This is a genomic window from Pseudomonas sp. C9D1 (genome assembly GCF_056491235.1).
Genome location: NZ_JBSZIE010000001.1, coordinates 1,585,304 through 1,612,170 on the forward strand (window position 1 = coordinate 1,585,304; position 26,867 = coordinate 1,612,170).

Genomic DNA, 26,867 nt, shown 5'->3' on the forward strand with positions numbered 1-26,867 from the left:
CTAGCGCGACTGCCAGCGGAACAGGCGGCGTTCCAGCAGGCGGAAAACGAAATCGAGGCTGAAGCCGATCACCCCGGTGACCAGCACGCCGACCATCACCACGTCGATGCGCAGCATCTGCCGGCCCATCTCGATCATCTGCCCCAGGCCGCTGTCGGCCGCCAGCAGCTCGGCGGCCACCAGCACCACCCAGGCGCGGGTCAGGCTGATGCGCAGGCCGGTGATTATCGGCGGCGCGGCGGCGGGGAAGGCCACCTCGCGCACCAGGGTCGGCCAGCGCAGGCGGTACACGTCCGCCACTTCGAAGTAGCTGCGCGGGATGGCCTTCACCCCCTCGCTGGCGGCCAGGGCCACGGGGAAGAACGCCGCCTTGGCGACGATGACGATCTTGAAGGTCTCCTCGATGCCGAAGAACAGCACGAACATCGGGATCAGGGCGATGCTGGGGATCTGCCGCAGGCAGTGGAACAGCGGGCCGCAATAGGCCTCCACCTGCTTCGACAGCGCCATCAGCACGCCGAAGGCCAGGCCGCCGACGGCGCCGAAGCAGAAGCCCAGGCCCAGGCGCGACAGGCTGCCGCCCAGGTGCTCCTGCAGCTCGCCGCTCTGCAGCAGTTCCTCGAAGGCCTGCAGCACGTGCAGCGGCGGGATCAGCAGCTGGCGCGGGAACAGGCCGGCGTCGGCCACCAGGGCCCAGAGCGCAAGTAGCGCCAGGGGCGAGATCAGCCAGGTGAGCGCACCCGGCAGGCGTTTCAGGGTCGCGGTCATGTCAGGCCTCATTCAACAGCGAGGGGGCGTTGGCCGGCGTGCGGCGCCGGGCGCGCAACCAGCAGGCGAGGGTGGTGGCCAGCACCAGGGGAATCCAGCAGAGGAACAGGTTGCCGAGCCCCACCAGGTGGCTGACCAGCCCGCCGAGCATGGCGCCGCCGAAGCCGCCGAGCATGGTGGCGAGGTTGAACAGGCCGGAGATCTTGCTCTTGTCCATGGCGTGGCTGGCCAGCTGCGCCATGTTCACCAGGTGCACCTGGGCCGCCGCGATGCTCAGCAGCACCGCGCCCAGGGCCAGCAGCCAGTAGTGGTGGGCCAGCCCCAGCAGAACCAGCGCCACCACCGCCGCCAGCAAGCTGGAGCCATAGGCGAAGGCGCGGCCGCCGAGCTGCACCAGGCGGCCGAGGCCGAACAGGGCGAGCACCGAGGCCAGCCCCTGGATCATCACCAGGCTCACGGCCTGGCCCTGGGTCAGCCCGGCCACCTGCATGGCCAGCAACAGGATGAAGGTGCCGTAGAGGGAACCGGTGGAGGCGCTGACCGCCTCGATCAGGCAGCTCTCGCTGATCGCCGGGTTGGCCAGCATGCCGCGCACCTCGCCAAGCAGCCTGCCACCGGGTGCGCTGGCGGCGCTCTCGTCGCCGCCGGCCTCGTTCCAGAAGCCCAGGCTGTACGCGGCCATGGCGCCGAAGCACAGGCCGATCACCACGAAGCCCAGGGTGAAGCTGCCGGTGCCGCTCAGGGCATTGCCCAGCAGCGGCCCGATCAGCCCCATGCCCAGGGTCAGCGCACCGCGGTACCAGCCGGCCTTGGCGTGGCCGATATGGCGCAACTGGCGGAGGAAGGCGCTGTTCATCGAAACGATGCGGAAGGGGATGCACAGGCCGATCAGCAGCCGCGCCAGCGCCAGCCACCACCAACTGGCGAACACCGGGATCAGCAGGTTCAGCAGCATCGGCCCGAGGCTGGCGAGGAAGTACACCCGCCGCGCGCCGAAGCGGGCGATGACGAAACCGGCGGGCAGGGTGACGAAGATCATCCCCAGGGACTCCATGGCGGCGATCACGCCGATCTGCATGGAGTTGGCACCCAGCTCCAGCGCATAGAGGGTGGTGACGATCTTCGCCATGCCGATGGTGGCGCCACTGAAGGCGGCCAGCAGCAGGAAATTGAACAGGAAGGCGGACGGGCGCTGGCTCATGGTCGCGCCCCGCATGGCGGGAACGATGCCGTGAAGGGCGAGGGTGGAACAGGTATCGGCTGCATGGGTGGAGTCCTGGGCGAACAGCTGGCAGTCGGTAGCGCAAGGCGCATCGACCGCATGGGCCAGGTGACATAGCAGCATGCGTGCCGCTTTTTGATTTCAATTCAAGTCATTGAATTAAAAGGGATTTATTTTGATGGGTGGCGCGATTGCGGATGCCGTGCTGCAAGGCCAGCAGCCCGGTGCTTGCGCGGTGTTGCTGGGGCAGCAGTGCAGCGACAGGGTGTTTTTGCCGGTGCGCAGGTGCGGTTTATGGGGGGAACTGTGTGTGGAATTCATTCGCGATGCTTTTCGCGGTTGAAACCGCTCCCACAGGAGTAGGGTGGACCCCGCTTTATCGGTCCACCAATCGGGGTCATGCCGGGCTCCGCTGGTGGATGAAAAAAGCGTCATCCACCCTACAAGGGGCAACCGCAAGGCCTCGGGATGGGAGGGCTTTTTATGTAGGGTGGGTTTCAGCCCACCAACCCCCCCCGCACAAAAGCTTCGCGAGCAGAGCTCGCTCCTACGGTGAGGCCCTCGCTCATCAACTGTTGTTCCAGCAACACCTGACCAACAGATTGCCTGCCCCAGCCGCCATGAAGTGTTGGACTAAAACTCTATCTAATTGAATTTAAAGGAAATAAAAATCAGGCACGGCTTGTGCTTTGTCTCTTTGCAAGCAAGGTCGCGGGTGTTCGCGATCCAACAGCGCTGACGGAGAAGCTGGTTTTCCCCTTCGCGCTTCCACCTTTCCCGCCTTGCTTGCCTCCGCCTCCTTCGTGTCCGGAATCCCGGATGAAGGAAGCCTGAACACGCACATTGCCCAAGGCCACATGCATGACTAACGAAACCGAACCCAAGGTTCTTCGTGATGAAGCGCCACCGCTACTCCCGGCGGCGCTGATCGAGAACGATGCCCAGGCCCTGCTCGCCGCCCACGAAGTGGCGAAGCTGGCCAAGGAAGGGGCTGCACACCGTGACCGCGAACGCCTGCTGCCCTGGCGCGAGCTGGAACGCTTCACCCGGCTCGGCCTGGGTGGCATCCGCATCCCGCGCGCCTATGGCGGCGCCGAGGTGTCCTACGTCACCCTCGCCGAGGTGTTCCGCATCATCTGCGCGGCCGACCCGGCGCTGGGGCAGATCCCGCAGAACCAGTTCGGCCTGCTCAGCGTCATCGAGTACGTCGGCAGCGAGGAACAGAAGCGCAAGGTCTTCGCCGGCATCCTCGAAGGGCGCCGCCTGGCCAATGCCGGGCCCGAGCGCAACACCCGGCACACCCTGGAGATCAAGGCGCGCATCACCCGCGGCGATGCCGGCCTCGAGGTCAGCGGCGAGAAGTTCTATTCCACTGGCGCGCTGTTTGCCCACTGGGTGGCGGTCAAGGCCATCGACGACAGCGGTGTCGGCGTGCTCTCCCTGGTGGAGCGCGGGGTGCCGGGGCTGGCGATAGTCGACGACTGGTCCGGCTTCGGCCAGCGCACCACCGCCAGCGGCACCGTGTTGCTGGACCGCGCCCCCGTGGCCGACGACCTGGTGTTCCACAACGGCCGCCTGGCCGAGGTGCCGAGCATCCAGGGCGCGCTGTCGCAGCTGATCCAGGCGGCCATCGATGCCGGCATCGCCGAGGCCGCCATCGACGACGCCATCGCCTTCATCCGCGAGCGCTCGCGGCCTTGGGTCGACGCCGGCGTCGAGCGCGCCAGCGAAGAGCTCTACACCATTGCCGAGATCGGCCGCCTGAAGGTCGAGCTGAACGCCGCCAACGCGCTGCTGGAACGCGCCGGGCAGGTACTCGACGAGATCGCCGCCGCGCCCATCGACGCCGCGGCCGCCGCCCGCGCCTCCATCGCCGTCGCCGAGGCCAAGGTGCTGACCACCGAGATCAGCCTGCTGGCCAGCGAGAAGCTGTTCGAGCTGGCTGGCAGCCGCGCCACCCTCGCCGAGTTCAACCTCGACCGCCACTGGCGCAACGCCCGGGTGCATACCCTGCACGACCCGGTGCGCTGGAAGGTCCACGCCGTCGGCAACTACCACCTCAATGGCGCCTTCCCGGCGCGTCATTCCTGGATATGAGGCAGCGCCCATGACCCTCCTGCAACCGCAACAGGGCCCGGCGGTGGCCATCATCCGCGACGACGCCGAGGCGCTGGCCGTGGCCCGGCAACTGGCCGAGGAATTCCGCAGCGGCGCTGCCGAGCGCGACCGCGAGCGGCGCCTGCCCCATGCCGAGCTCGACACCTTCAGCCGCTCCGGCCTGTGGGGCATCACCGTGCCCCGCGAGTTCGGTGGCGCCGGGGTGTCCCGCGTCACCCTGGCCCGCGTGGTGGCGATCATCTGCGCCGCCGACAGCTCCATCGGGCAGATCCCGCAGAACCATTTCTACGCCCTCGAAGTGCTGCGGGTGAACGGCAGCGAGGCCCAGCAACGGCGCCTGTTCGCCGCCGCCCTGGCCGGCGAGCGCTTCGGCAACGCCCTGGCGGAAATCGGCACGCGCACCTCCAACGACCGCACCACCAGGCTGGTCGGCGACGGTGACGATTTCCGCATCCAGGGCCGCAAGTTCTACTGCACCGGTGCGCTCTATGCCCAGCGCGTGCCGACCCTGGCCATAGGCGAGGACGGCCACCAGCACTTCGCCTTCGTCGAGCGCGATGCACCGGGGCTGGAGATCGTCGACGACTGGTCCGGCTTCGGCCAGCGCACCACCGGCAGCGGCACCGCGATCTTCGACGACGTACCGGTGGCGGCGGAGGACGTGGTGTCGTTCCAGGCCGCCTTCGAGCGCCCGACCACGGTCGGCCCCTTCGCCCAGATCCTCCACGCCGCCATCGACGCCGGCATCGCCCGCGAGGCCTATGAAGACGCCCTGGCGTTCGTGCGCACCCGCTCGCGGCCCTGGATCGACGCCGGGGTGGACAAGGCCAGCGACGACCCGCTGGCGATCCACGAATTCGGCCGCCTGGCCATCCGCCTGCATGCCGCCGAGGCCATCCTCGACCGCGCCGGGCGCATCCTCGACGCCGCCACGGCGGAGCCCACGGTGGAGAGCGTCGCCGCTGCCTCCATCGCCGTCGCCGAGGCCCGCGCGCTGACCACCGAGGTCTCGCTCAGTGCCGGCAGCAAGCTGCTGGAACTGGCCGGCACCCGCGCCACCCTGGCCGAGCACAACCTCGACCGCCACTGGCGCAACGCCCGGGTGCATACCCTGCACGACCCGGTGCGCTGGAAGGTCCACGCGGTGGGCAACTACTACCTCAACGAGGTACTGCCACCACGACGGGGGACGATCTGATGGCGCGCAAGCAGATCCTCCTCAACGCCTTCAACATGAACTGCGTGGGGCACATCAACCACGGCCTCTGGACCCACCCGCGCGACCGCTCCAGCGACTACCGCACGCTGGCCTACTGGACGGAGCTGGCGCAGCTGCTGGAGCGCGGGCTGTTCGACGGGCTGTTCCTGGCGGACATCGTCGGCGTCTACGACGTCTACCAGGGCAACGTCGACCTGACCCTCAAGGAGAGCATCCAACTGCCGGTCAACGACCCGCTGCTGCTGGTCTCCGCCATGGCCGGGGTGACCCGCCACCTGGGCTTCGGCCTCACCGCCAACCTCAGCTACGACGCCCCCTACCTGTTCGCCCGGCGCATGAGCACGCTGGACCACCTCAGTGACGGCCGCGTGGGCTGGAACATCGTCACCGGCTACCTGGAAAGCGCGGCGCGGGCCATGGGCCTGACCCAGCAGGTGGAGCACGACCGCCGCTACGACCAGGCCGACGAGTACCTGGAGGTGCTCTACAAGCTCTGGCAGGGCAGCTGGGAGGAGGGCGCGGTGCTCGGCGACCGCCAGCGGCGCCTCTACGCCCAGCCGGAGAAGGTGCACAAGGTCCACCACCACGGCGAGTTCTACGACGTCGAGGGCTATCACCTCTGCGAGCCCTCGCCGCAGCGCACGCCGGTGCTGTTCCAGGCCGGCTCCTCGGCGCGCGGCCTGCGCTTCGCCGGCGAGCATGCCGAGTGCGTGTTCATCAGCGGCAACAACCGCGAGGCCACCCGCGCCCAGGTGGACAAGGTGCGCGCCGCCGCCCAGGCCGCCGGCCGCGATCCACAGGCGGTGAAGGTGTTCATGGGCATCAGCGTGATCGTCGCGCCCACCGAGGCCGAGGCCCGCGCCAAGCACGCCGAGTACCTGGCCTATGCCAGCGCCGAGGCGGGTGTCGCCCATTTCGCCAGTTCCACCGGCATCGACTTCGCCGAGTACGGCCTGGACGAGCCCATCCGCCCGGTGAAGACCAATGCCATCGAATCGGCCACCAACAAGCTGCGGGAGAACAGCCTGACCCGCCGCCAGCTCCTGGAGCAGCACGCTCTGGGCGGCCGCTACATCCTCCTGGTGGGTTCGCCGACCCAGGTGGCCGACGAGCTGCTGGCCTGGATCGACGAGACCGGGCTCGACGGCTTCAACCTCACCCGCATCGTCACCCCCGAGAGCTACGCCGACTTCATCGACCTGGTGATCCCCGAGCTGCAGGCCCGCGGTGCCTACAAGACCGCGTATGCCGAAGGCACCCTGCGCCACAAGCTGTTCGGCGCGGGTAACCACCTGCCGGCGGACCATCGGGGGGCCCGTGTGGGAGCGAATTCATTCGCGAATCGGCCCGAAGGGGCGACCCCGGACTTCCAGGGGAAGGCTGCGCCTTCCATCGCGAATGAATTCGCTCCCACGACCTGAACCCATTACCCAAGGATAGAAACCATGCCCAGACACAGCCTCAAGACCCTCACCCTCGGCCTGCTCCTGGCCGCCGGCATCGCCCAGGCCGCCGAGCAGCCCCTGAAGGTGGGCACCACCGCCGCCTTCGCCCCGCCCCTGGAAGTGGCGGTGGAAGAAGTCGCCAAGCAAGGCCTCAAGGTGGAGCTGGTGGAGTTCACCGACTGGAACACGCCGAACATCACCCTGGCCCACGGCGACATCGACGTGAACTACTTCCAGCACACGCCCTTCCTGGAGAACGCCAACAAGGAAGGCGGCTTCGCCCTCAAGGCCTTCGCCCCCGGGGTGATCAACAACGTCGGCCTGTATTCGACCCAGTACAAGGCCATCGCCGACCTACCCGAAGGCGCCAAGGTGGCCATTGCCAACGACCCCATCAACGGCGGTCGCGGCCTGCAGCTGCTGCAGAAGGCCGGGCTGCTCAAGCTCAAGGACGGCGTGGGCTACAAGGCGACCCTGGACGACATCATCGACAACCCCAAGCACATCGACATCATCGAGCTGGAAGCCGTGCAGCTGGTGCGCGCCCTGGACGACGTCGACCTGGCCCAGGGCTACCCGCACTACATCCGCCTGGCCGGCACCCTCGACCCCAACAGCGCGCTGCTCTTCGACGGCATCGAGAACAAGGAATACATCATCCAGTTCGTCACCCGTGGCGATTACCAGGACGACGGCCGCCTGGCCAAGTTCGTGGATGTGTACCAGCACTCGCCGCAAGTCCGCGCCGCCTTGGATAAGGCGCACGGAAGTTTGTACCAGCCCGGCTGGCAGTGATGCCCCTGGAATCCAGGGCTACCGGAGGCACGGTGTCATTGCTGTTTGTGGGAGCGAATTCATTCGCGAAAGGAGCGCGCAGCGCTCCCCGGGCGGCCCTGGCAGTCCTTCGGCCTGCAATCGCGGATGAATCCGCTCCCACAGGTTCTGCGTCGCTCGGCCATTGGAAATCAGCGTGTAGCCCGGGCTTCAGCCCGGGAGCGGCGTGGATCATTCCCGGGCTGAAGCCCGTGCTACTGACTCCCAAGGCTCCTGTTTTCGGGCTTTAAACATATTTTCGAGAGGCCCTTATGGTCAGTTTCAACCGCACTATCAGCCTGGACCTGCCGCACATCCGCCTGCAGGGGCTGGGCAAGGCCTACCAGGGCAACCAGGGGCCGGTGCAGGCGTTGCAGGGCATCGACCTGGAGATCCGCCGGGGCGAGGTGTTCGGCATCATCGGCCGCAGCGGCGCCGGCAAGTCGTCGCTGATCCGCACCCTCAACCGCCTGGAGAAGGCCTCGGTGGGCCAGGTGGTGATAGACGAGGAAGACATCGGTGCCTTCGACGAGAAGCAGCTGGTGCTGCTGCGCCGGCGCGTCGGCATGATCTTCCAGCACTTCAACCTGATGTCGGCCAAGACCGTCTGGCAGAACGTCGCCCTGCCGCTGAAGGTGGCGGGCGTGGCCAAGGCCGATATCGAGCGCAAGGTCGGCGAACTGCTGGCCCTGGTGGGCCTGTCGGAAAAGCGCGACGCCTACCCGGCGCAGCTTTCCGGCGGGCAGAAGCAGCGTGTCGGCATCGCCCGGGCGCTAGTGCACCAGCCGGAGATCCTGCTCTGCGACGAGGCCACCTCGGCGCTGGACCCGGAGAGCACCCAGTCGATCCTGGCGCTGCTGCGCGACATCAACAAACGCCTGGGCCTGACCATCGTGCTGATCACCCACGAGATGGGCGTGATCCGCGAAATCTGCGACCGCGTGGTGGTGCTGGAACGTGGCCGGGTGGTGGAGCAGGGCGAGGTTTGGCGGGTGTTCGGTGACCCGCAACATGAGGTCACCCGCACCCTGCTGGGCACCCTGCGCCACGAGCTGCCGGACGACCTGCAAGGCCGCCTGGCCAGCGAGCCGGTGCCCGGCGGCGACCTGCTGCTGGACCTGCACTTCACCGGCGCCAGCGGCCGCGAGCCGGACCTGCTGGCCATCACCCAGGCCCTGGGCACGCGGGTGAGCCTGCTGCACGGCGGCATCGACCGCATCCAGGGCCGCGCCCAGGGGCACCTGCTGGTGCGCATCAGCGATGTGGGGCAGGGCGGTGCCTGGGTGCTGGAGCAGGCCCACGGCCTGGCGGACAAGGCGGAGGTGCTCGGCTATGTCGCCCATGCTTGACCGCCTGCTGCAGGGCATCCTCGACACGCTGCTGATGATCGGCGCCTCGTCGCTGATCGTATTCCTGGTGGGCATCCCCCTGGCGCTGGTGCTGGTCACCACGGGCCCGGGCGGGATCTTCGAGGCGCGTGCGCTCAACCGTTCGCTGGGCAGCGTGGTCAACGTGCTGCGCTCGATCCCCTTCCTGATCCTGATGGTGGCGCTGATCCCCTTCACCCGGCTGATCGTCGGCACCAGCTACGGCGTCTGGGCCGCAGTGGTGCCGCTGACCATCGCCGCCACGCCGTTCTTCGCGCGCATCGCCGAGGTGAGCCTGCGCGAGGTGGATTTCGGCCTGGTGGAAGCGGCCCAGGCGATGGGCTGCCAGCGCCGCCACATCATCTGGAACGTGCTGCTGCCCGAGGCGCGCCCGGGCATCGTCGGCGGCTTCACCATCACCCTGGTGACCATGATCAACTCCTCGGCCATGGCCGGCGCCATTGGCGCGGGCGGGCTGGGCGACCTGGCGTATCGCTACGGCTACCAGCGCTTCGACACGCAGATCATGCTCACGGTGATCATCCTGCTGGTGGTGCTGGTGACCCTGATCCAGTTCGGTGGGGATCGGCTGGCGCGACTGCTCAACAAGCGCTAGCCGGGCGAGGGCTCCTCGGGGACCTCGCGCTTCACGTAGCGATGGGCGCCGCAGCGTGTGCAGCGTTGACAGAGCATGGGCTCGGCGCCCACGTCGGTTTCGTGTCCTTCGGTCCAGCTGCATCCGAACAGAAAACAATGGAGTCGCATGTAACCTCCCGGGGCTCGCCCCGTTCAACCAGGCAGGGGTTGGGGTGCAGTGCATGCGCCTTGTTGTTGTGCGTGTCGGCCAGGGGAGCATCCGCGCTGCGGTCTAGAGCGGACAACCTAAATTGCCGGCGGCGGGCGATCCGCCATTTCAGGGTGTTGCGCATCAGCGGTTCCTCTCGCGGTCCAGCAGGCCTTCCAGCCAGTCGATGAAGGCCCGCACGCGGCGGGGCAGGTGGCGGTGGGCGTAGAGCAGGTTGAGCGCCAGGGGCGGCGCCGGGTAGCCGGGCAGCAGCTCCACCAGGGCGCCGCTGGCCAGGTGCTCGCGCAGGCCCATGCGCGGCGCCTGGATCAGCCCCAGGCCGCCGAGGCAGGCGCCCTCGTAGGCATCGGCGTTGTTCACCGTGAGGTTGCCGGCCATGGGCACCTGGTGGACCTTGCCGCCCATCAGGTACTCGAAGCCGTCGGGCCGCGCGCCGAGCACCGGCAGGTAGTGCACCAGGCGGTGCCGGGCGAGGTCGTCGAGGCTGTGCGGCGTGCCGTGGCGGGCCAGGTACTCGGGGCTCGCGCAGTTGACCATGGGCATGGCGCCGAGGGAGCGCGCCACCAGGGTCTCGTCTACCAGGTTGCCGGCGCGCAGCACGCAGTCGAAGCCCTCGCGCACCAGGTCGACGCGGCGGTCGGTGCCGCTCAGCTCCAGCTCCAGGCCCGGGTGGGCGTCGAGGAACTCCCCCAGGTGCGGCATCACCAACTGGCGGGCGATGCGGCTGGGCATGTCCACCCGCAGGCGCCCGGCGAGCACTTCGCCGTCCTGGCGGAACATGCCTTCCAGCTCGTCCATCTGCGCCAGCAGCGCCTTGCAGCGTTCATACAGCGCCAGGCCATCCTGGGTCGCCTGCACCTTGCGCGTGGTGCGTTGCAGCAGGCGCGCGCCCAGCAACTGCTCCAGCGCCTGCACCTGCTCGGAGACGCTGGAGCGGGGCAGGCCGAGGCTTTCCCCGGCCTGGGTGAAGCTGGACAGCTCGGTGACCCGGGCGAAGGTACGCAACAGCTCGAGCTTGTTCATGGCCCGTTTCCGTTTGTTCGGTTGAGGCGATCAGTATTTCCGATTTCGCGGCGTTTATCAGTATTCGGCCGGACAATAAGCTGGCTCCACTTCCAATCCCCTGAGGAGCTCCACCATGACCCGCAAGATCGCACTCATCACCGGCGCCAGCCGTGGCCTCGGCAAGAACGCTGCCCTGCACCTGGCGGCCCAAGGCGTCGACATCATCGGCACCTACCACAGCAAGGCCGACGAAGCCCAGGCCGTGGCCCGCGAAGTGGAGCGCCTCGGAGGCCGCGCCCGCATGCTGCGCCTGGACGTGAGCGACAGCACGGGCTTCGGCGCCTTCGCCGCCCAGGTGGGCGAGACCCTGCAGCAGGCGTTCGGCCGCGAGACCTTCGACTTCCTGGTGAACAACGCCGGCATCGGCATCCACGCCAGCTGCGCCGAAACCACCGAGGAGCAGTTCGACACCCTGGTGAACATCCAGCTCAAGGGGCCGTTCTTCCTCACCCAGAAACTGCTGCCGGTGCTGGCCGACGGCGGCCGCATCATCAACATCTCCACCGGGCTGGCGCGCTTCTCCCTGCCGGGCTACGGAGCCTACGCGGCGATGAAGGGCGGCATCGAGGTGTGGACCCGCTACCTGGCCAAGGAGCTGGGCCCGCGCGGCATCACCGTCAACGTGCTGGCCCCCGGCGCTATCGAGACCGATTTCGGCGGCGGCGTGGTGCGCGACAACAGCCAGGTCAACGACTTCATCGCCGGCAACACCGCCCTGGGCCGCGTCGGCCTGCCGGACGACATCGGCGGCGCCATCGCCATGCTCCTCTCCGACGGCGGCCGCTGGGTCACCGGCCAGCGCATCGAAGCCTCGGGCGGCATGTTCCTCTGATCGCCCCGCTGGGCGGGTGAAACCCGCGTGGCCCGATGCACGGCGGCCTCGGGTTGCACCCGACCTACAGGCCCGGTGGGAGCGAATTCATTCGCGATCGAAGACCAGCAGCTGCGTTTCTGGACACCCGGGCGGCGGTCACAGGCAAGTCCGCGCCGGGCATCCTGCCTATGGTGGCCGCTCGATTCCGCCAAGCATGGAGCTCACATGTCCGATTTCATCACCGTCCTGCGCGAAACCTGCCCCGTCCCCGTGGTCGACGCCACCAAATGGAAGCGCATCGGCGGCGACCCGCACACGGTCAACCTCAACGCCTACCTCTCGGCCGACGGCAGCAAGATCATGGGCACCTGGATCTGCACCCCCGGCAAATTCGAGGTGAACTACGAGAAGTGGGAGTTCTGCCACTTCCTCGAGGGCTACTGCATCATCACCCCGGAAGGCGAAGCGCCGGTGCACCTGCGCGGCGGCGACGTCTTCGTCATCGAACCCGGCATGAAAGGCACCTGGGAAGTGGTGGAGACGGTGCGCAAGTACTTCGTCTTCGCCTGATCGCGAAAACGATGGGTGCCATGCATGGCACCCAGCTTCCCGGTGTGTAGGGTGGATGACGCTCTTTTCATCCACCAAGCGGAGCCCCAATGGGCGTAGGGTGCTCCGTTTCAGCTCATCGCTCTTCTTCGCCGGCTGCCTCAACGTCCTTCGATCATCTTGAACCGTGGGTGCGCACCCTCTTCTCGGTGCGCAGCACACCCTACGACGGGGCTGCGAGCTATTCGTAGGATGGGACGGGCGGCGTTCCGCGAGCTCCGCGAAACCCATCATTGCGGTGATTGGCGTGCGTGGGCCTGCATCGTTGCGTTGGGCCTCGCTGCGCTCGGCGCCAACCTACGTCGATCCGCGGCACCATCCTTTCAAGCTTCAAGCTTCAAGCTTCAAGCTTCCCGCCGCTTTCCTGCGAGCAAAAAAAGACCGTCGAAGTCGACGGTCTGAAAGGGATGGAGGCCTTGCTGCGGGGTCGGGCCTCCACCGAGCCCTGGGGTTGAATTACTGCGGTACGGTTTTCAATTCGATGCTTTTCAGCCATTTCACGTGGCGCGGGCCGGCGTGGCGGTCGCAGCCGGAGACCAGGGCGATGCGCCCGGCTTCCGGTGGCAGCGCCTCGCCGTGCTGGGCGTAGACCACCAGCACGCCGTCGCCGACCTGGGTGTTGAGCAGTTCGTTCCAGCTGAACAGCGCGATATAGGCGTCGCTGGCATGGGCGATGACGTAGGCGCGCTTCCAGCCCTTGGGGTCGTCGCCGGCCAGCGCGGCCTTCTGCACCAGTTCGCGCAGCAGCACGCCGCGGTAGTCCTTGTACTCGGCGTTGGCCACGTCGCCACCGCAGGCGGCAGCCACGGCCTTGTAGTCGTAGGAGGGCAGGCGCTTGAGGTCGTCGACCGTGAAGCGCAGCGGGTTCTGCACCTCGCCGGTCATTTCCAGGGTTTCGGTCACGTAGGTGCTGGGGTCGTCGGGGACGAACTCGGCGGCATGCAGCGCCGGGCTCAGCAGGGCGAGCAGGGCGATGCGCAGGGAAAGTCTCAGGTCCATGGTCAGAACTCGTAGCGCAGGTTGGTGAAGTACTGGCGGCCGGCTTCGGCGTAGCCATCGGAGAGCTCGTAGTCCTCGTCGCCCAGGTTGCTGACACCGGCCTCGACGCTCAGCTCACGGGTCAGCGCCAGGCTGGCCTTGAGGTCGACGCGGGTGAAGCTGGAGACCTTGGCGGTGTCCGAGGACCAGCGCTGGTCGGCGTGCTCGAGCATGGCGATCAGGTGCAGGCGCTCGATGGGCGCGAAGTCGGCCCAGAGGTTGAGCCTGTTGCGCGGGGTGTCGGTGAGGCGGGTGGACGAGCTGAGGTTGCGTCGCTCCAGGTAGGTGTAGGCGAAGCCGGTTTCCAGCTGTTCGCCCAGCTCCTGGCGCAGGCTCAGCTCGACGCCTTCATGGCGCGCCTTGTTGATGTTCTGCATCTGGTCGCGGCCGGGCTGCACGTTGCGCACGCGCTGGATCAGGTCCTCGATCTCGCTGCGGAACAGCGCCGCTTCCAGCTGGCCGCCGGCCCAGGGCTGGCCCTGGTAGCCCAGCTCGTAGTGGGTGGCGTGCTCGGGGGCGAGGCCGGGGTTCTCGATGAAGGTGCCGAAGCGCAGGGAGTAGCGGTCCTTGAGCGTGGGCAGGCGGCTCTTGCGGGCGATGCTGGCGTAGAGGCGGTGGTCCGGCGCCGGGTCGAAGTAGAGCGCGCCCTGCCAGTTGTTGGCGTGCTGCTCGTCGGGCTTGGCGTAGACGTCGGCGTCCAGCGGCTTGAGGCTGTCGCGGCTGGCGCCGAGGGACAGGTGCCAGCGGTCGGCGAGGCGGATGGTGTCCTCCAGGGCGATGGAGGTGAGGCGATCTTCCAGGCGCTTGGTGGTGCGCACGCCGTCGTCTTCCTCGTGGCGGTCCTGCTTGAGGGCGTACTGCACCTTGATCTGGTGGCCGTCGAGGCGGTCGCTCTGCAGCTGGATGGAGCCGCCGCGGCTGTGGTCGTCGTAGTTGCTGCTGCCGGTGTTGGAGGGCGACTGCGGGTTGTTGCCGCTGGTGGCCAGGCGCGTGTAGGTGGCGTTGGTGTAGCCGTCCAGGCCGTTGGCGTAGTGGTCGGCGAAGGCGCGCACGCGCAGGGTCTCGTAGTCGGTCAGGGCGTGGTTGCCGATGAAGTAATAGCTCTCCTTGTCCCAGTATGGCCAACGCCAGTAGCGCTGGGTGGCGGCCGGGTCGGTGCTCGGCGGCTGGCCTTTCTGGCCGTCCTGGCGCACGTAGCCGAAGGCGTACTCGTCGGTCTCGTTGGGGGTGAGGCCGATCTTCAGCGACTGCTTGCGGTCCTTGAAGTCGGAGTTCTCGCGCTTGTTGCCGTTCTCGCGGACGGTCGGCTCGAAGTCGTCGGAAAGGCGGTAGTAGTCGGCTTCGTCCTGGGAGGCGGAGGCCTGCACGTACCAGCTGCCCTGATTGCTGCCAAGGTTGACGCCACGGCGCAGCAGGCGGCCGCTGCCGGCGCCGAGGCTGACATCGCCCTCGAACTCGCTTACCGGCTTGCGCGTCACCAGGTTGATGGCGCCGCCCAGTGTGTTGGGGCCGTACATGGTCGAGCTCATGCCCTTGGCCACCTGGATCGCCGCGAGGTCGCCGGTGGTGAAGCGGTCGAGGTCGACGTAGCCGTCATAGGGCACGTACACGGGGATGCCGTCGATGAAGATCGGCGCCTGGCGCGAGTCGAAGCCGCGCAGGCTGATGGTCCCCTCGTTGCGTGCGTTGGTGGAGGTGCTGACGCCGCTGAGCAGGCCCAGCGCCTCGGTGACGGTGTGGCGCTCGAAGCGCTGCATGTCATGGGCGCTGACCGAGGAGGAAACCTGGTCGCCGAAGCCGTCGCTGCGGTTGGACGGCGCGCGGATCAGCAGCTCGCCGAGGCTGAACACCTGGCTTTCGGTCTGGCCGGCGGCCAGCAGCGGTGGGGCGAAGACGCTCGGCGTTAGCAGTCCCAATGCCAGGCAGCGGGAGAGGATCTTGTCGTTCATGGATGCTCGCTATGTATTTTTGTATATAGCGATTGCCGTGACTTCTACAGGGTCGGTACGACCGGCAAACGCTTGAGCTCGGGGAATGCGACCGGCGTTGGCTGACCGGCCTTGCGCCGGGAGGGAAGGCCCGGCGGGCCACAGAGTAATCGAGCCGTTTGCGTAGCGCTATATATTTTCATGCATAACGGTTTTGGGGGAGAACGGCCCGCGAAAACCGGGCCTTCCGGGGGCTCGCCTGGGCGTCCGATCGCGAATGAATTCGCTCCTGCGAAGGCCCGGCACGGAGATGACCGTTGTGTAGGGTGGATGGCGCTTTTTTCATCCACCAGGCGGAGTCGGGATCGGCACAGGCTTATGCCGGGGCCTCGCATTGATGGGTTTCGCGGAGCTCGCGGAACGCCGCCCGACCCATCCTACGGTGATCACCCCAGACTCAAATTCCCCTGCTTGCAGCACCTCATCAACGCCGCCTCCAGCTTGCGATCCGGCATCGCATGGGCGCGCAGGCTGTTGACGGTTTTTTCCACGTAATCCCGGGTGGTGCCGTAGTGCCCGCAGGCCCCGGCGAAGACCTGGGTGAGCACGTGGTCCGGCAGGGCGCCGGCGTAGCAGGGGAGGTTGCGCCGCAGGACGAAGCCCAGGGCCTGCACGCGCTGGCCGTCCGCCAGGTGGCAGTTGAGCCAGCGCGGCTCGTAGCCGGCATCGGGCATTTCCCGTTGCCAGAGGGCGAAGAGGTGTTCGTGCAGCTGCTCGTCGGGCAGGCGGTAGGCGAAGCCGGCGCAGGAGCCGCCGCGATCGAGGCCCAGCACCAGGCCGGGGGATTCCGGGGTGCCGCGGTGGATTTGCGACCAGAGGTAAAGCCCGCGGTGGTAACCGTGGATGCGCGCGCGGCGGGTTTCCACCGTGGGGCACTCGGGGCGCCAGATCAGCGAGCCGTAGGCGAACAGCCAGACCGGCCCGCCACGGTGGGCCTTCATCGTCGCTTCGAGGGAGGCCAGCAACTCACCGGGGGTCAACCGCACCGGCTGATCCAGCTGGGGCGGGTAGGGCGGGTGAATATCGTGCTGGCCTGACATGGATAACGCGTATCTCTCGGTGGTGCGCGACGCTGCTGGGGCCGCGCCTTCGTTGTACCAGTTGCGGGGCCTGCGGAGGAACGGGCAATCGTCGCCTGGGCGTGATTTTTTCGTCGGTAAGGGCCGCTGTTGCTGCCGGGTCAGCTAAACACGCGGTTATCCCCGCTACAAAGGAATGAATAGCGATGCCCTGATAACCAGGGTGCATAAGCGAAATGGGCAACTGTTGCTGGGCGAACACTTGATCAGCAGGCTGTCGCTGCAGCGACAGTGGAGCGCTCCGGGGCACGTCGCCAAGCCCCGTGGGACGGGCACCGAGCCTGCTGGCACGAGTGCTGCAATATTCCTTGCAGAAAGCGAAAGCGCAGCCTGACCTTACTCGAAAGAATAAGCACGGCGCGCCGAGCCCACCCATCCAGCGGCAAGGAGCGACACCATGCACACCTTCACCTCGCGGGCCCGCAAGCCCGGCAAACTGGCCCGTTTGTTCGGCCTGCTCGGCGCCTCGGCGGTCCTCGCCTTCGGCACCTCCGCCGCCAAGGCGGAAGCCCTGCCCAAGGAGCTGCGCCTCGACTACGCCTACTACTCGCCCACCAGCCTGGTGCTCAAGCACTTCGGCTGGCTGGAGCAGGAGGTGGGCGCCGGCACCCAGGTCAGTTGGGTGCTCAGCCAGGGCAGCAACCGCTCGCTGGAATACCTCAACGGCGGCAGCATCGACTTCGCCTCCACCGCCGGCCTCGCCGCCGTGCTGAGCCGCTCCAACGGCAGCCCGATCAAGACGGTGTACATCGCCAGCCGCCCGGAATGGACCGCGCTCGCCGTGCGCAAGGACTCGTCCATCCAGAGCGTCGCCGACCTCAAGGGCAAGAAGATCGCCGCCACCAAGGGCACCGACCCCTACCTGTTCACCCTGCGCAGCCTGGAGCAGGCCGGCCTGAGCAAGGACGACGTCGAGCTGGTGCACCTGCAGCACCCGGATGGCCGCGTGGCCCTGGAGAAGGGCGACGTGGACGCCTGGGCCGGCCTCGACCCGCACCTGGCCGCCAGCCAGGTGCAGGCCGGCTCGCGCATCCTCTACCGCAACGTCGCCTTCAACAGCTACGGCGTGCTCAGCGTCACCGAGCGTTTCGCCAAGGAGCACCCGCAGGCCATCGCCACCGTACTCGGTGCCTATGAGAAAGCCCGCAAGTGGGCCCGGGAGAACCCCGAGGAGCTGGCCCAGCTGCTGGCCAAGGAATCCGGCCTGCCGCTGGAGGTGGCGCGCCTGCAACTGTCGCGCACCGACTTCTCCAACGCCCAGCCGGGCCCGGAGCACATCGCCGCACTCAAGGCCGCTGCGCCGATCCTGGTGACCGAGGAGCTGGTGCGCCGTGGCGTGCAGGTCGAGCAGGTGGTGGACCAGCTGATCGACCCGGCCTTCAGCGCCCAGGCCATCGCCAGGCAGTGATCCGCACGTCCGCCGGGGTGTGCGCAAGCCGCCCCGGCATTGGCGCCTGCGGGACCACCCCGGCGCCGGGAGCAGAGACATGAGCAAGAGCAAGACCCTGCCGGCGCCCGCCGTCGGCCCCTGGAAACCGACCTTCTCCGGCGTCGCGCTGCGGCGCCGCCTCAAGGGCCTGGCGATCCCGCTGCTGGCCCTCGCCCTGCTGGAGGTGCTGGTGCGCATCGGCTGGGTGCCGTCCTACCAGATGCCCGCGCCCAGCGAGATCTTCCTCACCCTGCGCGACCTCGCCACCGGCTCCCTGTGGAGCCACATCGGTGTCAGCCTGGCGCGGGTGGCGGCGGGCTTCGCCATCGGCGCGGTGCTGGCCCTGGGCGTCGCCGCCTGGGTTGGCCTGAGCCGCGAGGCCGAGGCCTATCTCGAACCCACCTTCGCTGCCCTGCGCGCCATTCCCAGCCTGGCCTGGGTGCCCCTGCTGCTGCTCTGGCTGGGCATCGACGAAACCTCCAAGGTGGTGCTGATCGCCATCGGCGCCTTCTTCCCGGTCTACCTCAACGGCGTGGCGGCGATCCGCAACATCGACCGCAAGCTGGTGGAGGTGGGGCAGATGTACGGCTTCGGTCCGGCGCGCCTGGCCTGGCGCCTCCTCCTGCCGGCCGCCTTGCCGGGGCTGTTCACCGGCCTGCGCAGCGGCCTCAGCCTGGCCTGGATGTTCCTCGTCGCTGCCGAGCTGATCGCCGCCACCAAGGGCCTGGGCTACCTGCTCACCGACGGCCGCGAAACCTCGCGACCCGACCTGGTGCTGGCCTCGATCATCGTCCTGGCGCTGCTGGGCAAGCTCAGCGACGGCCTGCTGGCGGCGCTGGAAACACGGCTGCTGGCCTGGCGCGACGCCTTCGCCGGCCAGGGCGGGGAGGGCTGAACATGAATGACGCATTGCTGGATATCCAGGTCGAGCGCAAGCAGTTCGCCGGCCATACCGTGCTGCAGAACGTGCAGTTGAAGCTGCAGGAACGCGAGGTGGTCAGCCTGCTCGGCCCCAGTGGCTGCGGCAAGAGCACCCTGCTGCGCATCGTCGCCGGGCTGGAGCGCGACTACGTCGGGCGCACCCTGCGCGGCGAAGGCGAGGTGGCCTTCGTGTTCCAGGAGCCGAGGCTGATGCCCTGGCTGACGGTGGCGCAGAACATCGGCTTCGCCGACGACCGTGGCTACGACCGCGAGCGCGTGGCGCGGCTGATCCGCGAAGTCGGCCTGGAGGGCTTCGCCGACGCCTTGCCCAAGCAGCTTTCCGGCGGCATGGCGCAACGCGTGGCCATCGCCCGTGGCCTCTATTCGCGGCCCCGCGTGCTGCTGCTGGACGAGCCCTTCAGCGCGGTGGACGCCTTCACCCGCATGAAGCTGCAGGACCTGCTGCTGCAACTGGCCGAACACCATGCCATCGCGCTGCTGCTGGTCACCCATGACATCGACGAAGCCCTGTACCTGGGCGACCGTGTGCTGGTGATGGGCGCCCGCCCGGGCAACGTGCGCCAGGAGCTGGCCGTACCCCTGCCGCGCCCCCGCGACCGGCGCGACCCGGAGCTGGCGCGGCTCAAGGCCGAGGCGCTGACCGAGCTGCATCTGGCGCATGTGATCTGAGGGGCGGATGTAGGGTGGATGACGCTCTTTTCATCCACCAAACGGGCTCACCGGCGGGCATGGGATTTCCATCGCGGGTTTCACCGGCCTTAGGTCGAGAGCAGGCGGGCGACCACTGTGTGGAAACGGGCTCCGTAAGGGTGGATGGGTGAAGCGTCATCCACCCTACGCAGCGGTCACGTCCATACGCTGGCACATGTGATCTGAGGGTGGATGTGGATGACGCTCTTTTCATCCACCAAACGAGCTCACCGGCGAGCATGGGATTTCCATCGAGGGTTTCACCCGCCCTAGGTCGAGAGCAGGCGGGCGATCACTGTGTGGAAGCGGGCTCCGTAAGGGTGGATGGGTGAGGCGTCATCCACCCGCGGTGGTCATGCCCATCCGCTGGCACGTGCTGTCAAACCGTCAACTGCACCACCCGCTCGCCATCGATGCGGGCGTCGTTGCCACGGCGGTTGACCACCAGTTCGCCGATGGCGATCAGGCGGCTGCGGGTGACGTTGCGGCTGAGGCCGAGCAGGTTGGCGGTGTGCACCTGGTTGCAGTGGCAGTGGCGGTAGGCGGCGCGCAGCAGGGCGTCTTCGACCTTCTGGTGCAGGTCGCCGCCCTGTTCCTCGAACAGGCGCTGGAAGGCGTGGAGCATCTGCGCCTCGGCCGAGCCGTCGTGGCCGCGGGGTTCTTCCGGGCGTTCGATGCGCAGGTTGGAGAGGTGCAGGTCGTCGGCCTGGATCACGCCGTCGCGGCAGATCAGCAGGGTGTGGTGGATGACGTTCTCCAGCTCGCGGATGTTGCCGGGCCAGGAGTAGGTGCGCAGCTTCTGCGCGGCCTCGGGGCTGAGCTCGCTCTGGCCGTAGCCCAGGCGGCGGCTGTATTCGCCGATGAAGTGCCGGGTCAGCGGCAGGATGTCGCCGGGGCGCTCGCGCAACGGCGAGAGCTCCAGGCTGACGACGTTGAGGCGGTAGTAGAGGTCCTCGCGGAAGTGCCCGGCGTTGATCGCCTTTTCCAGTTGCACGTTGGTGGCGGCGAGCACGCGCACATCGATGGGGATGCTGCTGCGCGAGCCCAGGCGCACCACCTCGCGCTCCTGCAGCACCCGCAGCAGTTTCACCTGGATGGGCATGGGCAGGTCGCCGATCTCGTCGAGGAACAATGTTCCGCCGTTGGCCGCTTCGAACCAGCCGGCCTTGGCCGCCAGGGCGCCGGTGAAGGCGCCTTTCTCGTGGCCGAACAGCTCGGCCTCCACCAGCGACTCGGAAAAGGCGCCGCAGTTGACCGCCACGAAGGGGCCGTCGCGGCGCGCGCTGAGGTTGTGGATGTGGCGGGCCACCAGTTCCTTGCCGGTGCCGGTCTCGCCGATCACCAGCACGCTGGCCTCGCTCGGCGCCACCTGCTGCAGGTGTTCGAGCAGGGCCTGGGATTTCGGGTCCTCGAACACCTGGGCGGTGGCACGCACCGAGGTGGCCAGGGCCGGGGAAGGGGGCAGGGTGAGCAGGCCGGAGCCGTTCGGACGGGGTGCTTTCATGAGTAGAAGGTCGGCTGTGGCAGGTTCTGGTTCAGGGCCCAGTCGCCCAGCTCGCGGACCTTGTAGTCCACCGGGTCGTGCAGGGTCTGGGTGCGCAGGTTGCGCCAGTAGCGGTCCAGGCGCAGGGCGGCGTGGGTGGAGCGGGCGCCGGTGACCTCGAACATGCGGTTGCACAGTTCCAGGCCGTTGCGGGTGGTGGCGACCTTGGCCGTGGCGATGGCCAGGGCCAGTTCGCCGCGCTGCGCCTCACCCAGGGCGGTGCCCTGGTTCCAGGCGGCGTCCAGCAACTGGTTGGCGCGCTGGATCAGCGCGCGGGCGCTTTCCAGGCCCACCCAGAAGTCGCCGTAGCGGGCCAGCACGTAGGGGTCTTCGCTGGCGTTCTCGACACCGGAGCGGAACCAGGGGCGGGCTTCGCGCAGGGTGTAGGCGCGGGCTTCCTCGAAGGCGCCCTCGGCGATGCCGAGGAAGATGTTGCTGAAGATCAGCTGGGCGATCAGCGGGCGCAGGCAGGCGAAGGGCGTGCTCAGCGGGCCGGGCTCCAGCAGCAGTTCGTTCTCCTCCACCCGCACCCGTTCGAAGGTGGCGCTGCCGCTGTCGGTCTGGCGCTGGCCCATGTTGTCCCAGTCCTCGGCCAGGCTGATGCCGCTGCGGGCGGTGGGGATGGCGGCGATCAGCAGCTTGCCGCTCTCTTCGTCGAGGCCGGAGGCGATCAGCATCTGCGAATCCAGGGCGCCGGAGCAGAAGCTCTTCTTGCCGGAGAACTCGCGGTAGCCGTTGAAGCGCCGCACCGTGGTGCGGGTGTCCAGCGGGTTGAGGGCATTGCCCCAGAACCAGCGGTTGCGTGCGGTGAGTTCGAACCAGGGCTGCCACTGCTCGGGGCGCGAGAACAGGCGCACGGTGGCCAGCATCAGATGCTGGAAGGCGAAGACGTGGGCGATGGAGCTGTCGACGCGGGCGAACTCGCGGACCACGGCGAGGGTGGTCTGCCAGTCGGCGCCGAGGCCGCCGTATTCGCCGGGGATCACCAGCGACAGCAGGCCGCTCTGGCGGATGGCGTCGCGCTCGGCCTTGGGGGTGCCGCCCTGGGCGTCGCGTTCGGCGGCGCTGACGGCGAAGCCGGCGGCCAGCTCGCGGGCGATCTGCAGCGGCGTGGGGGTGGCGAGATGCTGAGGGGCATTCACGCTCGGGTCCTCTTCTGATGGGGGCTTGTCGGGTGCGCCCCTCCGCACGGGGAGGGGCGGGCGGTTCAGTGGGCGGCGACCTGGGTCGGCAGCACGTCGTTGGCGATCATTTCGCCGAAGGGCCCGGTGAGGTTGGTGACGCCGCGGCCGGCGAGGCTGGCGTAGGGCTCGGGCAGCAGCGGGAACACCAGTTCGGCGAAGCGGTAGGCCTCTTCCAGGTGCGGGTAGCCGGAGAAGATGAAGCTCTCGATGCCGAGGTCCGCGTACTCCTTGATGCGCTCGGCCACCTGCTGCGGGTCGCCCACCAGCGCGGTGCCGGCACCGCCGCGCACCAGGCCGACGCCGGCCCAGAGGTTGGGGGCGATCTCCAGGTTGTCGCGGCGGCCGTTGTGCAGCGCGGCCATGCGCCGCTGGCCTTCGGAGTCGAAGCGCGAGAAGGATTTCTGCGCCGCCTCGATCGTCTCGTCGCTGATGTGCTCGATCAGCTTGCTGGCGGCCTGCCAGGCTTCGTCGGCGGTCTCGCGGACGATCACGTGCAGGCGGATGCCGAACTTCACCGTGCGGCCGTTGCGGGCGGCGCGCTCGCGCACGTCGGCGATCTTCTCGGCCACGGCGGCCGGCGGTTCGCCCCAGGTCAGGTAGACGTCCACCTGCTCGCCGGCGAGGTCGTGGGCGGCGTCGGAGGAGCCGCCGAAGTACAGCGGCGGGTAGGGCTTCTGGATCGGCGGGTAGAGCGCCTTGGCGTTCTGCACCTGCAGGTGCTTGCCCTCGAAGTCCACCGACTCGCCCTGCAGCACGCGACGCCAGATGCGCAGGAACTCGTCGGTCACCTCATAGCGCTCGGCGTGGCTGAGGTGGATGCCGTCGCCACGGTTTTCGTCCGGGTCGCCGCCGGTCACCACGTTGATCAGCAGGCGGCCGCCGGAGAGGCGGTCGAGGGTGGCGGCCATGCGCGCGGAGACGGTGGGCGAGATGATCCCGGGGCGGATCGCCACCAGGTAGCGCAGGCGCTCGGTCAGCGGCGCCAGGGCCGAGGCGACCACCCAGGAGTCCTCGCAGGAACGGCCGGTAGGGATCAGCACGCCGTAGTAGCCGAGGCTGTCGGCGGCCTGGGCCACCTGCTTGAGGTAGGGCAGCGACACCGGGCGTGCGCCCTGGCTGGTGCCGAGGAAGTGGCCGTCGCCGTGGGTGGGGAGGAACCAGAACACGTTCATGGGGCTGTCCTTCAGGCGATCTTCTTGAGGGCGTCGGCGCGGCTGCCGAAGAGGCTGGCGGCACGGTCGGCGGCCAGGGAGATACGGGCCTTCAGCGGCTCGCTGGTGACCTGGTAATCGACGAAGTCGGCCTCGGAGGCGTAGACGCCGATGGGCAGGGTGAGGGCCTGGAAGAAGCTGAACAGCGGGCGCAGCTGGTGGTCGATGACCAGCGCGTGGCGCTCGCTGCCACCGGTGGCGGCGAGCAGCACGGGGGTGTCGATCAGGGCGTTCATGTCGATCAGGTCGAACAGGTGCTTGAACTGGCCCGGGTAGGAGCCGCGGTAGACAGGCGCGGCCACCACCAGCAGGTCGGCGGTCTCGATGGCGCGCAGCTCGTGCTCGACGGTTTCCGGCAGCTCCTTGCGCGACAGCGCGCCGCCGACGGGGCGGGCGATATCGCCGAGTTCGATGATGCGCACGTTGACCGGCAGGTGCTTGCCCAGCTCGGCCACCAGGGCCTGGGTCAGCACCAGGGTGCGCGAGGGGCGGAAGGTGCCGCCGGAGACGGCGACCACGTTGATGGCGTTGCTCATGGGGTTGTCCCTTGTGATGTTGCGCTATGTACAGAGGGACAGAGCAAGGGCCGTACCAAGAGCCGAAGTGTGCGGAAACAGGGCAGTTGGGCGGGTTGGCGGCAGGAAAACCTGCCAGGTGGGCAACACTTCTGCTGATCGGGTGTTGCTGGGGAAACACTTTGCAGGGTTGCGGGCATCGCGAATGAATGGCGGCGTAGGTCGGGTGAAAACCGACGCCCTTGCACGTGGCCATCGCGAATGAACTCGCTCCTACAGGGATGGAGCAGGGGGGGCTGCGGGGTTGGGGGCTGCTGGGTGGAGGTCGCTTTTTACCTCCACCGTGCGGAGTTCGGGGCGACATCGGCCGCATGGGTTTCGCGGTGCTCTACCCATCCTACGAAGGACGGAGGGCAGGAGTGAAAACGCGGGAGGCCGATCGCTCGGGCTCCCGCGTGGGTGTGGCGGTGGGGATCAGAAGCGGGTGGTGAGGCTGACGCCGACGGTGCGCGGGTCGCCATAGGTGATGACGTACTGGCCGCTGCCGACGGCGCCGTTGGGGCGGCCGTGGACCTGGTAGCGGCGGTCGGTGAGGTTGTTGACGAAGCCGGTGACGCTGATCTTCTCGTCGTGGTTGAACCAGGTCAGGCGGGCGTTGGCCAGGGTGTAGTGGGGCTGGCTGAGGGTGCTTTCGGCGCTGCTCTGGCGGTCGGCGAGGAAGTATTCCTTGCCGCGGTAGCTGACGTCGCCGCCGGCCACCAGTTTGCCGCCGACCTCCAGCGGGATGGTGTAGTCGGCGCCCAGGGAGATGACCTGCTCGGGCGAGCGCACGAAGCGGTTGCCGCTGTAGTCGGCGGTGACCGCGCCGGTGTTGGGGTTGATGTTCTTGAAGTCGGTGTATTCGGTGTCCAGGTGGGAGAGGGCGGCACGCAGGTGGAGGAACTCGGTGGCCTGGGCCTCGATCTCCAGTTCCGCGCCCTTGACCTCGCCGGCGGCGCCGTTGGTGAGGGCGGTGGTGAGCACGCCGTTGTTGACGGTGAGCAGGTTCACCTGGATGTCGGAGTAGTCGTAGTAGAAGACGTTGGCGTTGGCGGTGAGGCGGCCGTCCAGCCACTCCGACTTCAGCCCCAGCTCATAGGAGTCCAGTTCTTCCGGGTCCACGGTGGTGAGGCCGGAGAGACCGCCGGAAAGGCCGGTGTTGAAGCCGCCGGAGCGGAAGCCGTGGGCGTAGCGGAAGAACACCCGCAGGTTGTCGTTGATGCGGTATTCCGGGGTCAGGTCGTAGGTCCAGGCGTCCCAGGTCTTGTCCTTCTCGCTGGTGCCGTTGTTGTCGGCGCCTGCGATGGGCGCGCCGGTCGGGCCGAGCTGGGTCAGGACCAGGTCGATGTCCTTCTTCTCCTGGGTCCAGCGCAGGCCGCCGGTCACGCTGAATTTTTCGGTGAAGTCATAGGTGAGGTTGCCGAACAGGGCGATGCTGTTGGTCTTGTGGGTGTAGGCGAGGTCCCGGTACACGGTGCCGGTCTGGTTGCTGCCGGTGCCGTTGGGCGTGGTACCGGGGCGCACGTAGCGCAGGGCGTCGCTGTCGAGTTTCTCGTGGAAGTAGTGGCTGCCGGCGAGCCAGCGCAGGGCGTCTTCCTGGGGGGAGGCGATGCGGAATTCCTGGCTGTACTGGTTGTACTCGTTGTCGACGTCGCTGACGCCGTTGACCTCGTAGGGCGTGTAGTCGGCGTCGCTGACACTCTGGTTGCGGATGTAGTCATAGGCGGTGATGGAGGTGAGTGTGTAGCCGCCCAGGTCCCAGTTGAAGGTCAGCGAGGTGCCGTCGTGGTCGAGCTTGGCGTCCTCGTCGACGTTGAGCTGGATCTTGCTGCCATGGGGGCGTACGTAGCCGACGTTGTAGTAGCGGCCCACCGGCAGCGAGCCGTTGCTGCCGTCGCCCTTGTGCTCGCGGCTGTGGATCTTCCACAGGGCTTCCAGGTCCGGGGTCAGCTGGGCGAGGAACTGCAGGCGCACGGCCTTCTTGTTGACGTCACCGTAGGTGTGGTCGTTGCTGAGGTTCTGGGTGAAGCCGTCGCGCTCCTCGGAGTAGACCGCCACCCGCGCCGCCAGGCGCTCGTCCACCAGGGCGCCGCCGATGGCGCCGTTGAGGATGCGTTCGTTCTTGCTGCCGAAACCGATGGTGCCGTAGCCGTCGGTGTCGAAATCGGGCTTCTTGGAAATGATGTTCACCGCGCCGGCGGTGGTGTTCTTGCCGTACAGGGTGCCCTGGGGGCCACGGAGGATTTCGATGCGCTCCAGGTCGTAGAGCGGGCCGCCGCCGGCGATGGGGGCGTTGAGGTAGACGTCGTCGGCGTAGATGCCCACCGGGAATACGGTGGCGGCACCGGTGTCGCCGGTGCCCAGGCCACGGATGTACCAGCGCGGGCGGCCGTCGCCGTCGGGGTTCTTGGCCGCGGCGTTGGGCACGAAGGTGGTGATGTCGCCGATGGCGCGCACGCCGTCGGTGGTGATGTTGGTGCCATTGATGGCGGAGACGGTGGTGGGCGTCTCCTGCAGGGTTTCTTCACGGTGCTGGGCGGTGACGGTGACCGTCTTCAGCGCGGTGGTCGGCTGGGCCTTGGCGGCCGCTTCGGCCTTCTTCGCATCGGTCTGTTCGGCGGCTACCAGCGAGCCGCTGGCGGCCAGCAACAAGGCCAGCCAGATGCCTCGGGTAATCGGATTGGGTGTGTGCATGTTCTCTCCCCTTTTATATGTAAGGCACGGGTCGCCAAGTGGGCGGTCGCAAGGCGTGCCATGAATAAGCCAAGAGGGTGAGAGCAGGAGTCGTGCCAGTCTTTTGTTGGGCGGAACGGTTATTTCGTTAAATTCGCAACTAGCTGTTTTTAAAGGATTTTAATGTTTGTTTTGGCGCGGCTTTGTAACAACTAAGGGCGCAGGGGAGTTGGCCGAATCGAGGGCCGGGAGAGGGGCTGGAAAGTGTGCGTTGTCGGCAGCAGGAAGTTG

The 26,867-nt window shown here is 67.7% G+C and carries 23 protein-coding genes; 11 read left to right on the forward strand and 12 right to left on the reverse strand.

Annotated features, from left to right (window positions below; translation table 11 throughout):
• Both ACXI0U_RS07355 and ACXI0U_RS07360 read right to left on the reverse strand, forming a co-directional pair.
• Positions 1-768 carry an ABC transporter permease gene (locus ACXI0U_RS07355; protein ID WP_374980446.1) on the reverse strand — a complete coding sequence of 256 codons (768 nt, stop codon included), beginning with the start codon at positions 766-768 and terminating at the stop codon, positions 1-3.
• Between the two features lies 1 nt (position 769).
• Positions 770-2,113: an MFS transporter gene (locus tag ACXI0U_RS07360; protein ID WP_431483978.1), complete on the reverse strand. Its 1,344-nt coding sequence runs from the start codon at positions 2,111-2,113 to the stop codon at positions 770-772.
• A gap of 738 nt (positions 2,114-2,851) precedes the next feature.
• On the opposite strand from ACXI0U_RS07360, the gene ACXI0U_RS07365 reads away from it, so the two are divergent.
• The 6 genes from ACXI0U_RS07365 (at position 2,852) to ACXI0U_RS07390 (ending at position 9,568) form a co-directional block, all read left to right on the forward strand.
• Positions 2,852-4,087, forward strand: coding sequence for an SfnB family sulfur acquisition oxidoreductase (locus ACXI0U_RS07365; protein ID WP_431483979.1), 1,236 nt, complete (start codon positions 2,852-2,854; stop codon positions 4,085-4,087).
• Positions 4,088-4,097: 10 nt separating this feature from the next.
• On the forward strand, positions 4,098-5,306 hold the full coding sequence (locus tag ACXI0U_RS07370; protein ID WP_431483980.1) for an SfnB family sulfur acquisition oxidoreductase: 1,209 nt from the start codon (positions 4,098-4,100) through the stop codon (positions 5,304-5,306).
• Positions 5,306-6,748 carry an LLM class flavin-dependent oxidoreductase gene (locus ACXI0U_RS07375; protein ID WP_479549962.1) on the forward strand — a complete coding sequence of 481 codons (1,443 nt, stop codon included), beginning with the start codon at positions 5,306-5,308 and terminating at the stop codon, positions 6,746-6,748. The genes ACXI0U_RS07370 and ACXI0U_RS07375 overlap by 1 nt, the downstream gene beginning before the upstream one ends.
• Before the next feature lie 24 nt (positions 6,749-6,772).
• Positions 6,773-7,567, forward strand: coding sequence for a MetQ/NlpA family ABC transporter substrate-binding protein (locus ACXI0U_RS07380; RefSeq protein WP_479549963.1), 795 nt, complete (start codon positions 6,773-6,775; stop codon positions 7,565-7,567).
• Positions 7,568-7,857: 290 nt separating this feature from the next.
• Complete coding sequence (locus tag ACXI0U_RS07385) at positions 7,858-8,934, forward strand: methionine ABC transporter ATP-binding protein (RefSeq protein WP_479549964.1); 1,077 nt, start codon at positions 7,858-7,860, stop codon at positions 8,932-8,934.
• The gene (locus tag ACXI0U_RS07390; protein ID WP_021222800.1) at positions 8,918-9,568 is read left to right on the forward strand and encodes a methionine ABC transporter permease; all 651 of its coding nucleotides are present in this window, start codon (positions 8,918-8,920) and stop codon (positions 9,566-9,568) included. The genes ACXI0U_RS07385 and ACXI0U_RS07390 overlap by 17 nt, the downstream gene beginning before the upstream one ends.
• Here the strand turns inward: ACXI0U_RS07390 and ACXI0U_RS07395 are convergent.
• Both ACXI0U_RS07395 and ACXI0U_RS07400 read right to left on the reverse strand, forming a co-directional pair.
• Complete coding sequence (locus ACXI0U_RS07395; RefSeq protein ID WP_286672668.1) at positions 9,565-9,717, reverse strand: PSPA7_2676 family Cys-rich small protein; 153 nt, start codon at positions 9,715-9,717, stop codon at positions 9,565-9,567. The two genes, ACXI0U_RS07390 and ACXI0U_RS07395, sit on opposite strands and share 4 nt — an antisense overlap.
• A 163-nt stretch (positions 9,718-9,880) precedes the next feature.
• Positions 9,881-10,780: a LysR family transcriptional regulator gene (locus ACXI0U_RS07400; RefSeq protein ID WP_043245783.1), complete on the reverse strand. Its 900-nt coding sequence runs from the start codon at positions 10,778-10,780 to the stop codon at positions 9,881-9,883.
• 115 nt (positions 10,781-10,895) lie between these two features.
• Here ACXI0U_RS07400 and ACXI0U_RS07405 point away from each other — a divergent pair, with 115 nt between their 5' ends.
• Together ACXI0U_RS07405 and ACXI0U_RS07410 are read left to right on the forward strand one after the other, a co-directional pair.
• On the forward strand, positions 10,896-11,654 hold the full coding sequence (locus tag ACXI0U_RS07405) for an SDR family NAD(P)-dependent oxidoreductase (protein WP_374980454.1): 759 nt from the start codon (positions 10,896-10,898) through the stop codon (positions 11,652-11,654).
• 207 nt (positions 11,655-11,861) lie between these two features.
• Positions 11,862-12,206: a cupin domain-containing protein gene (locus tag ACXI0U_RS07410; RefSeq protein ID WP_021222797.1), complete on the forward strand. Its 345-nt coding sequence runs from the start codon at positions 11,862-11,864 to the stop codon at positions 12,204-12,206.
• A gap of 495 nt (positions 12,207-12,701) precedes the next feature.
• On the opposite strand, the gene ACXI0U_RS07415 is transcribed toward ACXI0U_RS07410, so the two are convergent.
• The 3 genes from ACXI0U_RS07415 to ACXI0U_RS07425 all read right to left on the reverse strand — a co-directional run bounded on the left by ACXI0U_RS07415 (position 12,702) and on the right by ACXI0U_RS07425 (position 16,311).
• On the reverse strand, positions 12,702-13,244 hold the full coding sequence (locus ACXI0U_RS07415) for a molybdopterin-dependent oxidoreductase (protein WP_374980455.1): 543 nt from the start codon (positions 13,242-13,244) through the stop codon (positions 12,702-12,704).
• A 2-nt stretch (positions 13,245-13,246) separates the two neighbouring features.
• A complete protein-coding gene (locus tag ACXI0U_RS07420) occupies positions 13,247-15,232 on the reverse strand; it encodes a TonB-dependent receptor plug domain-containing protein (RefSeq protein WP_374980456.1) in 1,986 nt (661 codons plus the stop codon).
• Between the two features lie 425 nt (positions 15,233-15,657).
• The gene (locus ACXI0U_RS07425; RefSeq protein WP_479549965.1) at positions 15,658-16,311 is read right to left on the reverse strand and encodes a gamma-glutamylcyclotransferase; all 654 of its coding nucleotides are present in this window, start codon (positions 16,309-16,311) and stop codon (positions 15,658-15,660) included.
• Positions 16,312-16,747: 436 nt separating this feature from the next.
• Here ACXI0U_RS07425 and ACXI0U_RS07430 point away from each other — a divergent pair, with 436 nt between their 5' ends.
• The 3 genes from ACXI0U_RS07430 (at position 16,748) to ACXI0U_RS07440 (ending at position 19,390) form a co-directional block, all read left to right on the forward strand.
• Positions 16,748-17,758 (forward strand): aliphatic sulfonate ABC transporter substrate-binding protein, encoded by a 1,011-nt coding sequence (locus ACXI0U_RS07430; protein ID WP_479549966.1) that lies wholly within the window; start codon positions 16,748-16,750, stop codon positions 17,756-17,758.
• 79 nt (positions 17,759-17,837) lie between these two features.
• A complete protein-coding gene (locus tag ACXI0U_RS07435) occupies positions 17,838-18,674 on the forward strand; it encodes an ABC transporter permease (protein ID WP_021222685.1) in 837 nt (278 codons plus the stop codon).
• A gap of 2 nt (positions 18,675-18,676) precedes the next feature.
• Positions 18,677-19,390, forward strand: coding sequence for an ABC transporter ATP-binding protein (locus tag ACXI0U_RS07440; RefSeq protein ID WP_479549967.1), 714 nt, complete (start codon positions 18,677-18,679; stop codon positions 19,388-19,390).
• A 400-nt stretch (positions 19,391-19,790) separates the two neighbouring features.
• Here the strand turns inward: ACXI0U_RS07440 and ACXI0U_RS07445 are convergent, their stop codons facing one another.
• The 5 genes from ACXI0U_RS07445 to ACXI0U_RS07465 all read right to left on the reverse strand — a co-directional run bounded on the left by ACXI0U_RS07445 (position 19,791) and on the right by ACXI0U_RS07465 (position 26,597).
• Positions 19,791-20,915, reverse strand: a complete 1,125-nt coding sequence (locus ACXI0U_RS07445) for a sigma-54 interaction domain-containing protein (RefSeq protein ID WP_043245788.1) — start codon at positions 20,913-20,915, stop codon at positions 19,791-19,793.
• Complete coding sequence (locus tag ACXI0U_RS07450) at positions 20,912-22,096, reverse strand: acyl-CoA dehydrogenase family protein (protein ID WP_043245789.1); 1,185 nt, start codon at positions 22,094-22,096, stop codon at positions 20,912-20,914. Before ACXI0U_RS07450 ends, ACXI0U_RS07445 begins: the two co-directional genes overlap by 4 nt.
• A 65-nt stretch (positions 22,097-22,161) precedes the next feature.
• Positions 22,162-23,310, reverse strand: coding sequence for an FMNH2-dependent alkanesulfonate monooxygenase (gene ssuD / locus ACXI0U_RS07455; protein ID WP_021220665.1), 1,149 nt, complete (start codon positions 23,308-23,310; stop codon positions 22,162-22,164).
• A gap of 11 nt (positions 23,311-23,321) precedes the next feature.
• Entirely contained in the window at positions 23,322-23,885 is a 564-nt protein-coding gene (gene msuE / locus ACXI0U_RS07460; RefSeq protein ID WP_021220664.1) for an FMN reductase, read from the reverse strand.
• Positions 23,886-24,338: 453 nt separating this feature from the next.
• The gene (locus ACXI0U_RS07465; protein ID WP_431483990.1) at positions 24,339-26,597 is read right to left on the reverse strand and encodes a TonB-dependent receptor; all 2,259 of its coding nucleotides are present in this window, start codon (positions 26,595-26,597) and stop codon (positions 24,339-24,341) included.
• Positions 26,598-26,867: the final 270 nt, after the last annotated feature.

What these genes read in the sequence shown, in the direction of transcription:
- ACXI0U_RS07355 (WP_374980446.1), bottom strand. Translation starts at nt 768, where the DNA reads ATGACCGCGACCCTGAAACGCCTGCCGGGTGCGCTCACCTGGCTGATC.
- ACXI0U_RS07360 (WP_431483978.1), bottom strand. Translation starts at nt 2,113, where the DNA reads ATGCTGCTATGTCACCTGGCCCATGCGGTCGATGCGCCTTGCGCTACC.
- ACXI0U_RS07365 (WP_431483979.1), top strand. Translation starts at nt 2,852, where the DNA reads ATGACTAACGAAACCGAACCCAAGGTTCTTCGTGATGAAGCGCCACCG.
- ACXI0U_RS07370 (WP_431483980.1), top strand. Translation starts at nt 4,098, where the DNA reads ATGACCCTCCTGCAACCGCAACAGGGCCCGGCGGTGGCCATCATCCGC.
- ACXI0U_RS07375 (WP_479549962.1), top strand. Translation starts at nt 5,306, where the DNA reads ATGGCGCGCAAGCAGATCCTCCTCAACGCCTTCAACATGAACTGCGTG.
- ACXI0U_RS07380 (WP_479549963.1), top strand. Translation starts at nt 6,773, where the DNA reads ATGCCCAGACACAGCCTCAAGACCCTCACCCTCGGCCTGCTCCTGGCC.
- ACXI0U_RS07385 (WP_479549964.1), top strand. Translation starts at nt 7,858, where the DNA reads ATGGTCAGTTTCAACCGCACTATCAGCCTGGACCTGCCGCACATCCGC.
- ACXI0U_RS07390 (WP_021222800.1), top strand. Translation starts at nt 8,918, where the DNA reads ATGTCGCCCATGCTTGACCGCCTGCTGCAGGGCATCCTCGACACGCTG.
- ACXI0U_RS07395 (WP_286672668.1), bottom strand. Translation starts at nt 9,717, where the DNA reads ATGCGACTCCATTGTTTTCTGTTCGGATGCAGCTGGACCGAAGGACAC.
- ACXI0U_RS07400 (WP_043245783.1), bottom strand. Translation starts at nt 10,780, where the DNA reads ATGAACAAGCTCGAGCTGTTGCGTACCTTCGCCCGGGTCACCGAGCTG.
- ACXI0U_RS07405 (WP_374980454.1), top strand. Translation starts at nt 10,896, where the DNA reads ATGACCCGCAAGATCGCACTCATCACCGGCGCCAGCCGTGGCCTCGGC.
- ACXI0U_RS07410 (WP_021222797.1), top strand. Translation starts at nt 11,862, where the DNA reads ATGTCCGATTTCATCACCGTCCTGCGCGAAACCTGCCCCGTCCCCGTG.
- ACXI0U_RS07415 (WP_374980455.1), bottom strand. Translation starts at nt 13,244, where the DNA reads ATGGACCTGAGACTTTCCCTGCGCATCGCCCTGCTCGCCCTGCTGAGC.
- ACXI0U_RS07420 (WP_374980456.1), bottom strand. Translation starts at nt 15,232, where the DNA reads ATGAACGACAAGATCCTCTCCCGCTGCCTGGCATTGGGACTGCTAACG.
- ACXI0U_RS07425 (WP_479549965.1), bottom strand. Translation starts at nt 16,311, where the DNA reads ATGTCAGGCCAGCACGATATTCACCCGCCCTACCCGCCCCAGCTGGAT.
- ACXI0U_RS07430 (WP_479549966.1), top strand. Translation starts at nt 16,748, where the DNA reads ATGCACACCTTCACCTCGCGGGCCCGCAAGCCCGGCAAACTGGCCCGT.
- ACXI0U_RS07435 (WP_021222685.1), top strand. Translation starts at nt 17,838, where the DNA reads ATGAGCAAGAGCAAGACCCTGCCGGCGCCCGCCGTCGGCCCCTGGAAA.
- ACXI0U_RS07440 (WP_479549967.1), top strand. Translation starts at nt 18,677, where the DNA reads ATGAATGACGCATTGCTGGATATCCAGGTCGAGCGCAAGCAGTTCGCC.
- ACXI0U_RS07445 (WP_043245788.1), bottom strand. Translation starts at nt 20,915, where the DNA reads ATGAAAGCACCCCGTCCGAACGGCTCCGGCCTGCTCACCCTGCCCCCT.
- ssuD (WP_021220665.1), bottom strand. Translation starts at nt 23,310, where the DNA reads ATGAACGTGTTCTGGTTCCTCCCCACCCACGGCGACGGCCACTTCCTC.
- msuE (WP_021220664.1), bottom strand. Translation starts at nt 23,885, where the DNA reads ATGAGCAACGCCATCAACGTGGTCGCCGTCTCCGGCGGCACCTTCCGC.
- ACXI0U_RS07465 (WP_431483990.1), bottom strand. Translation starts at nt 26,597, where the DNA reads ATGCACACACCCAATCCGATTACCCGAGGCATCTGGCTGGCCTTGTTG.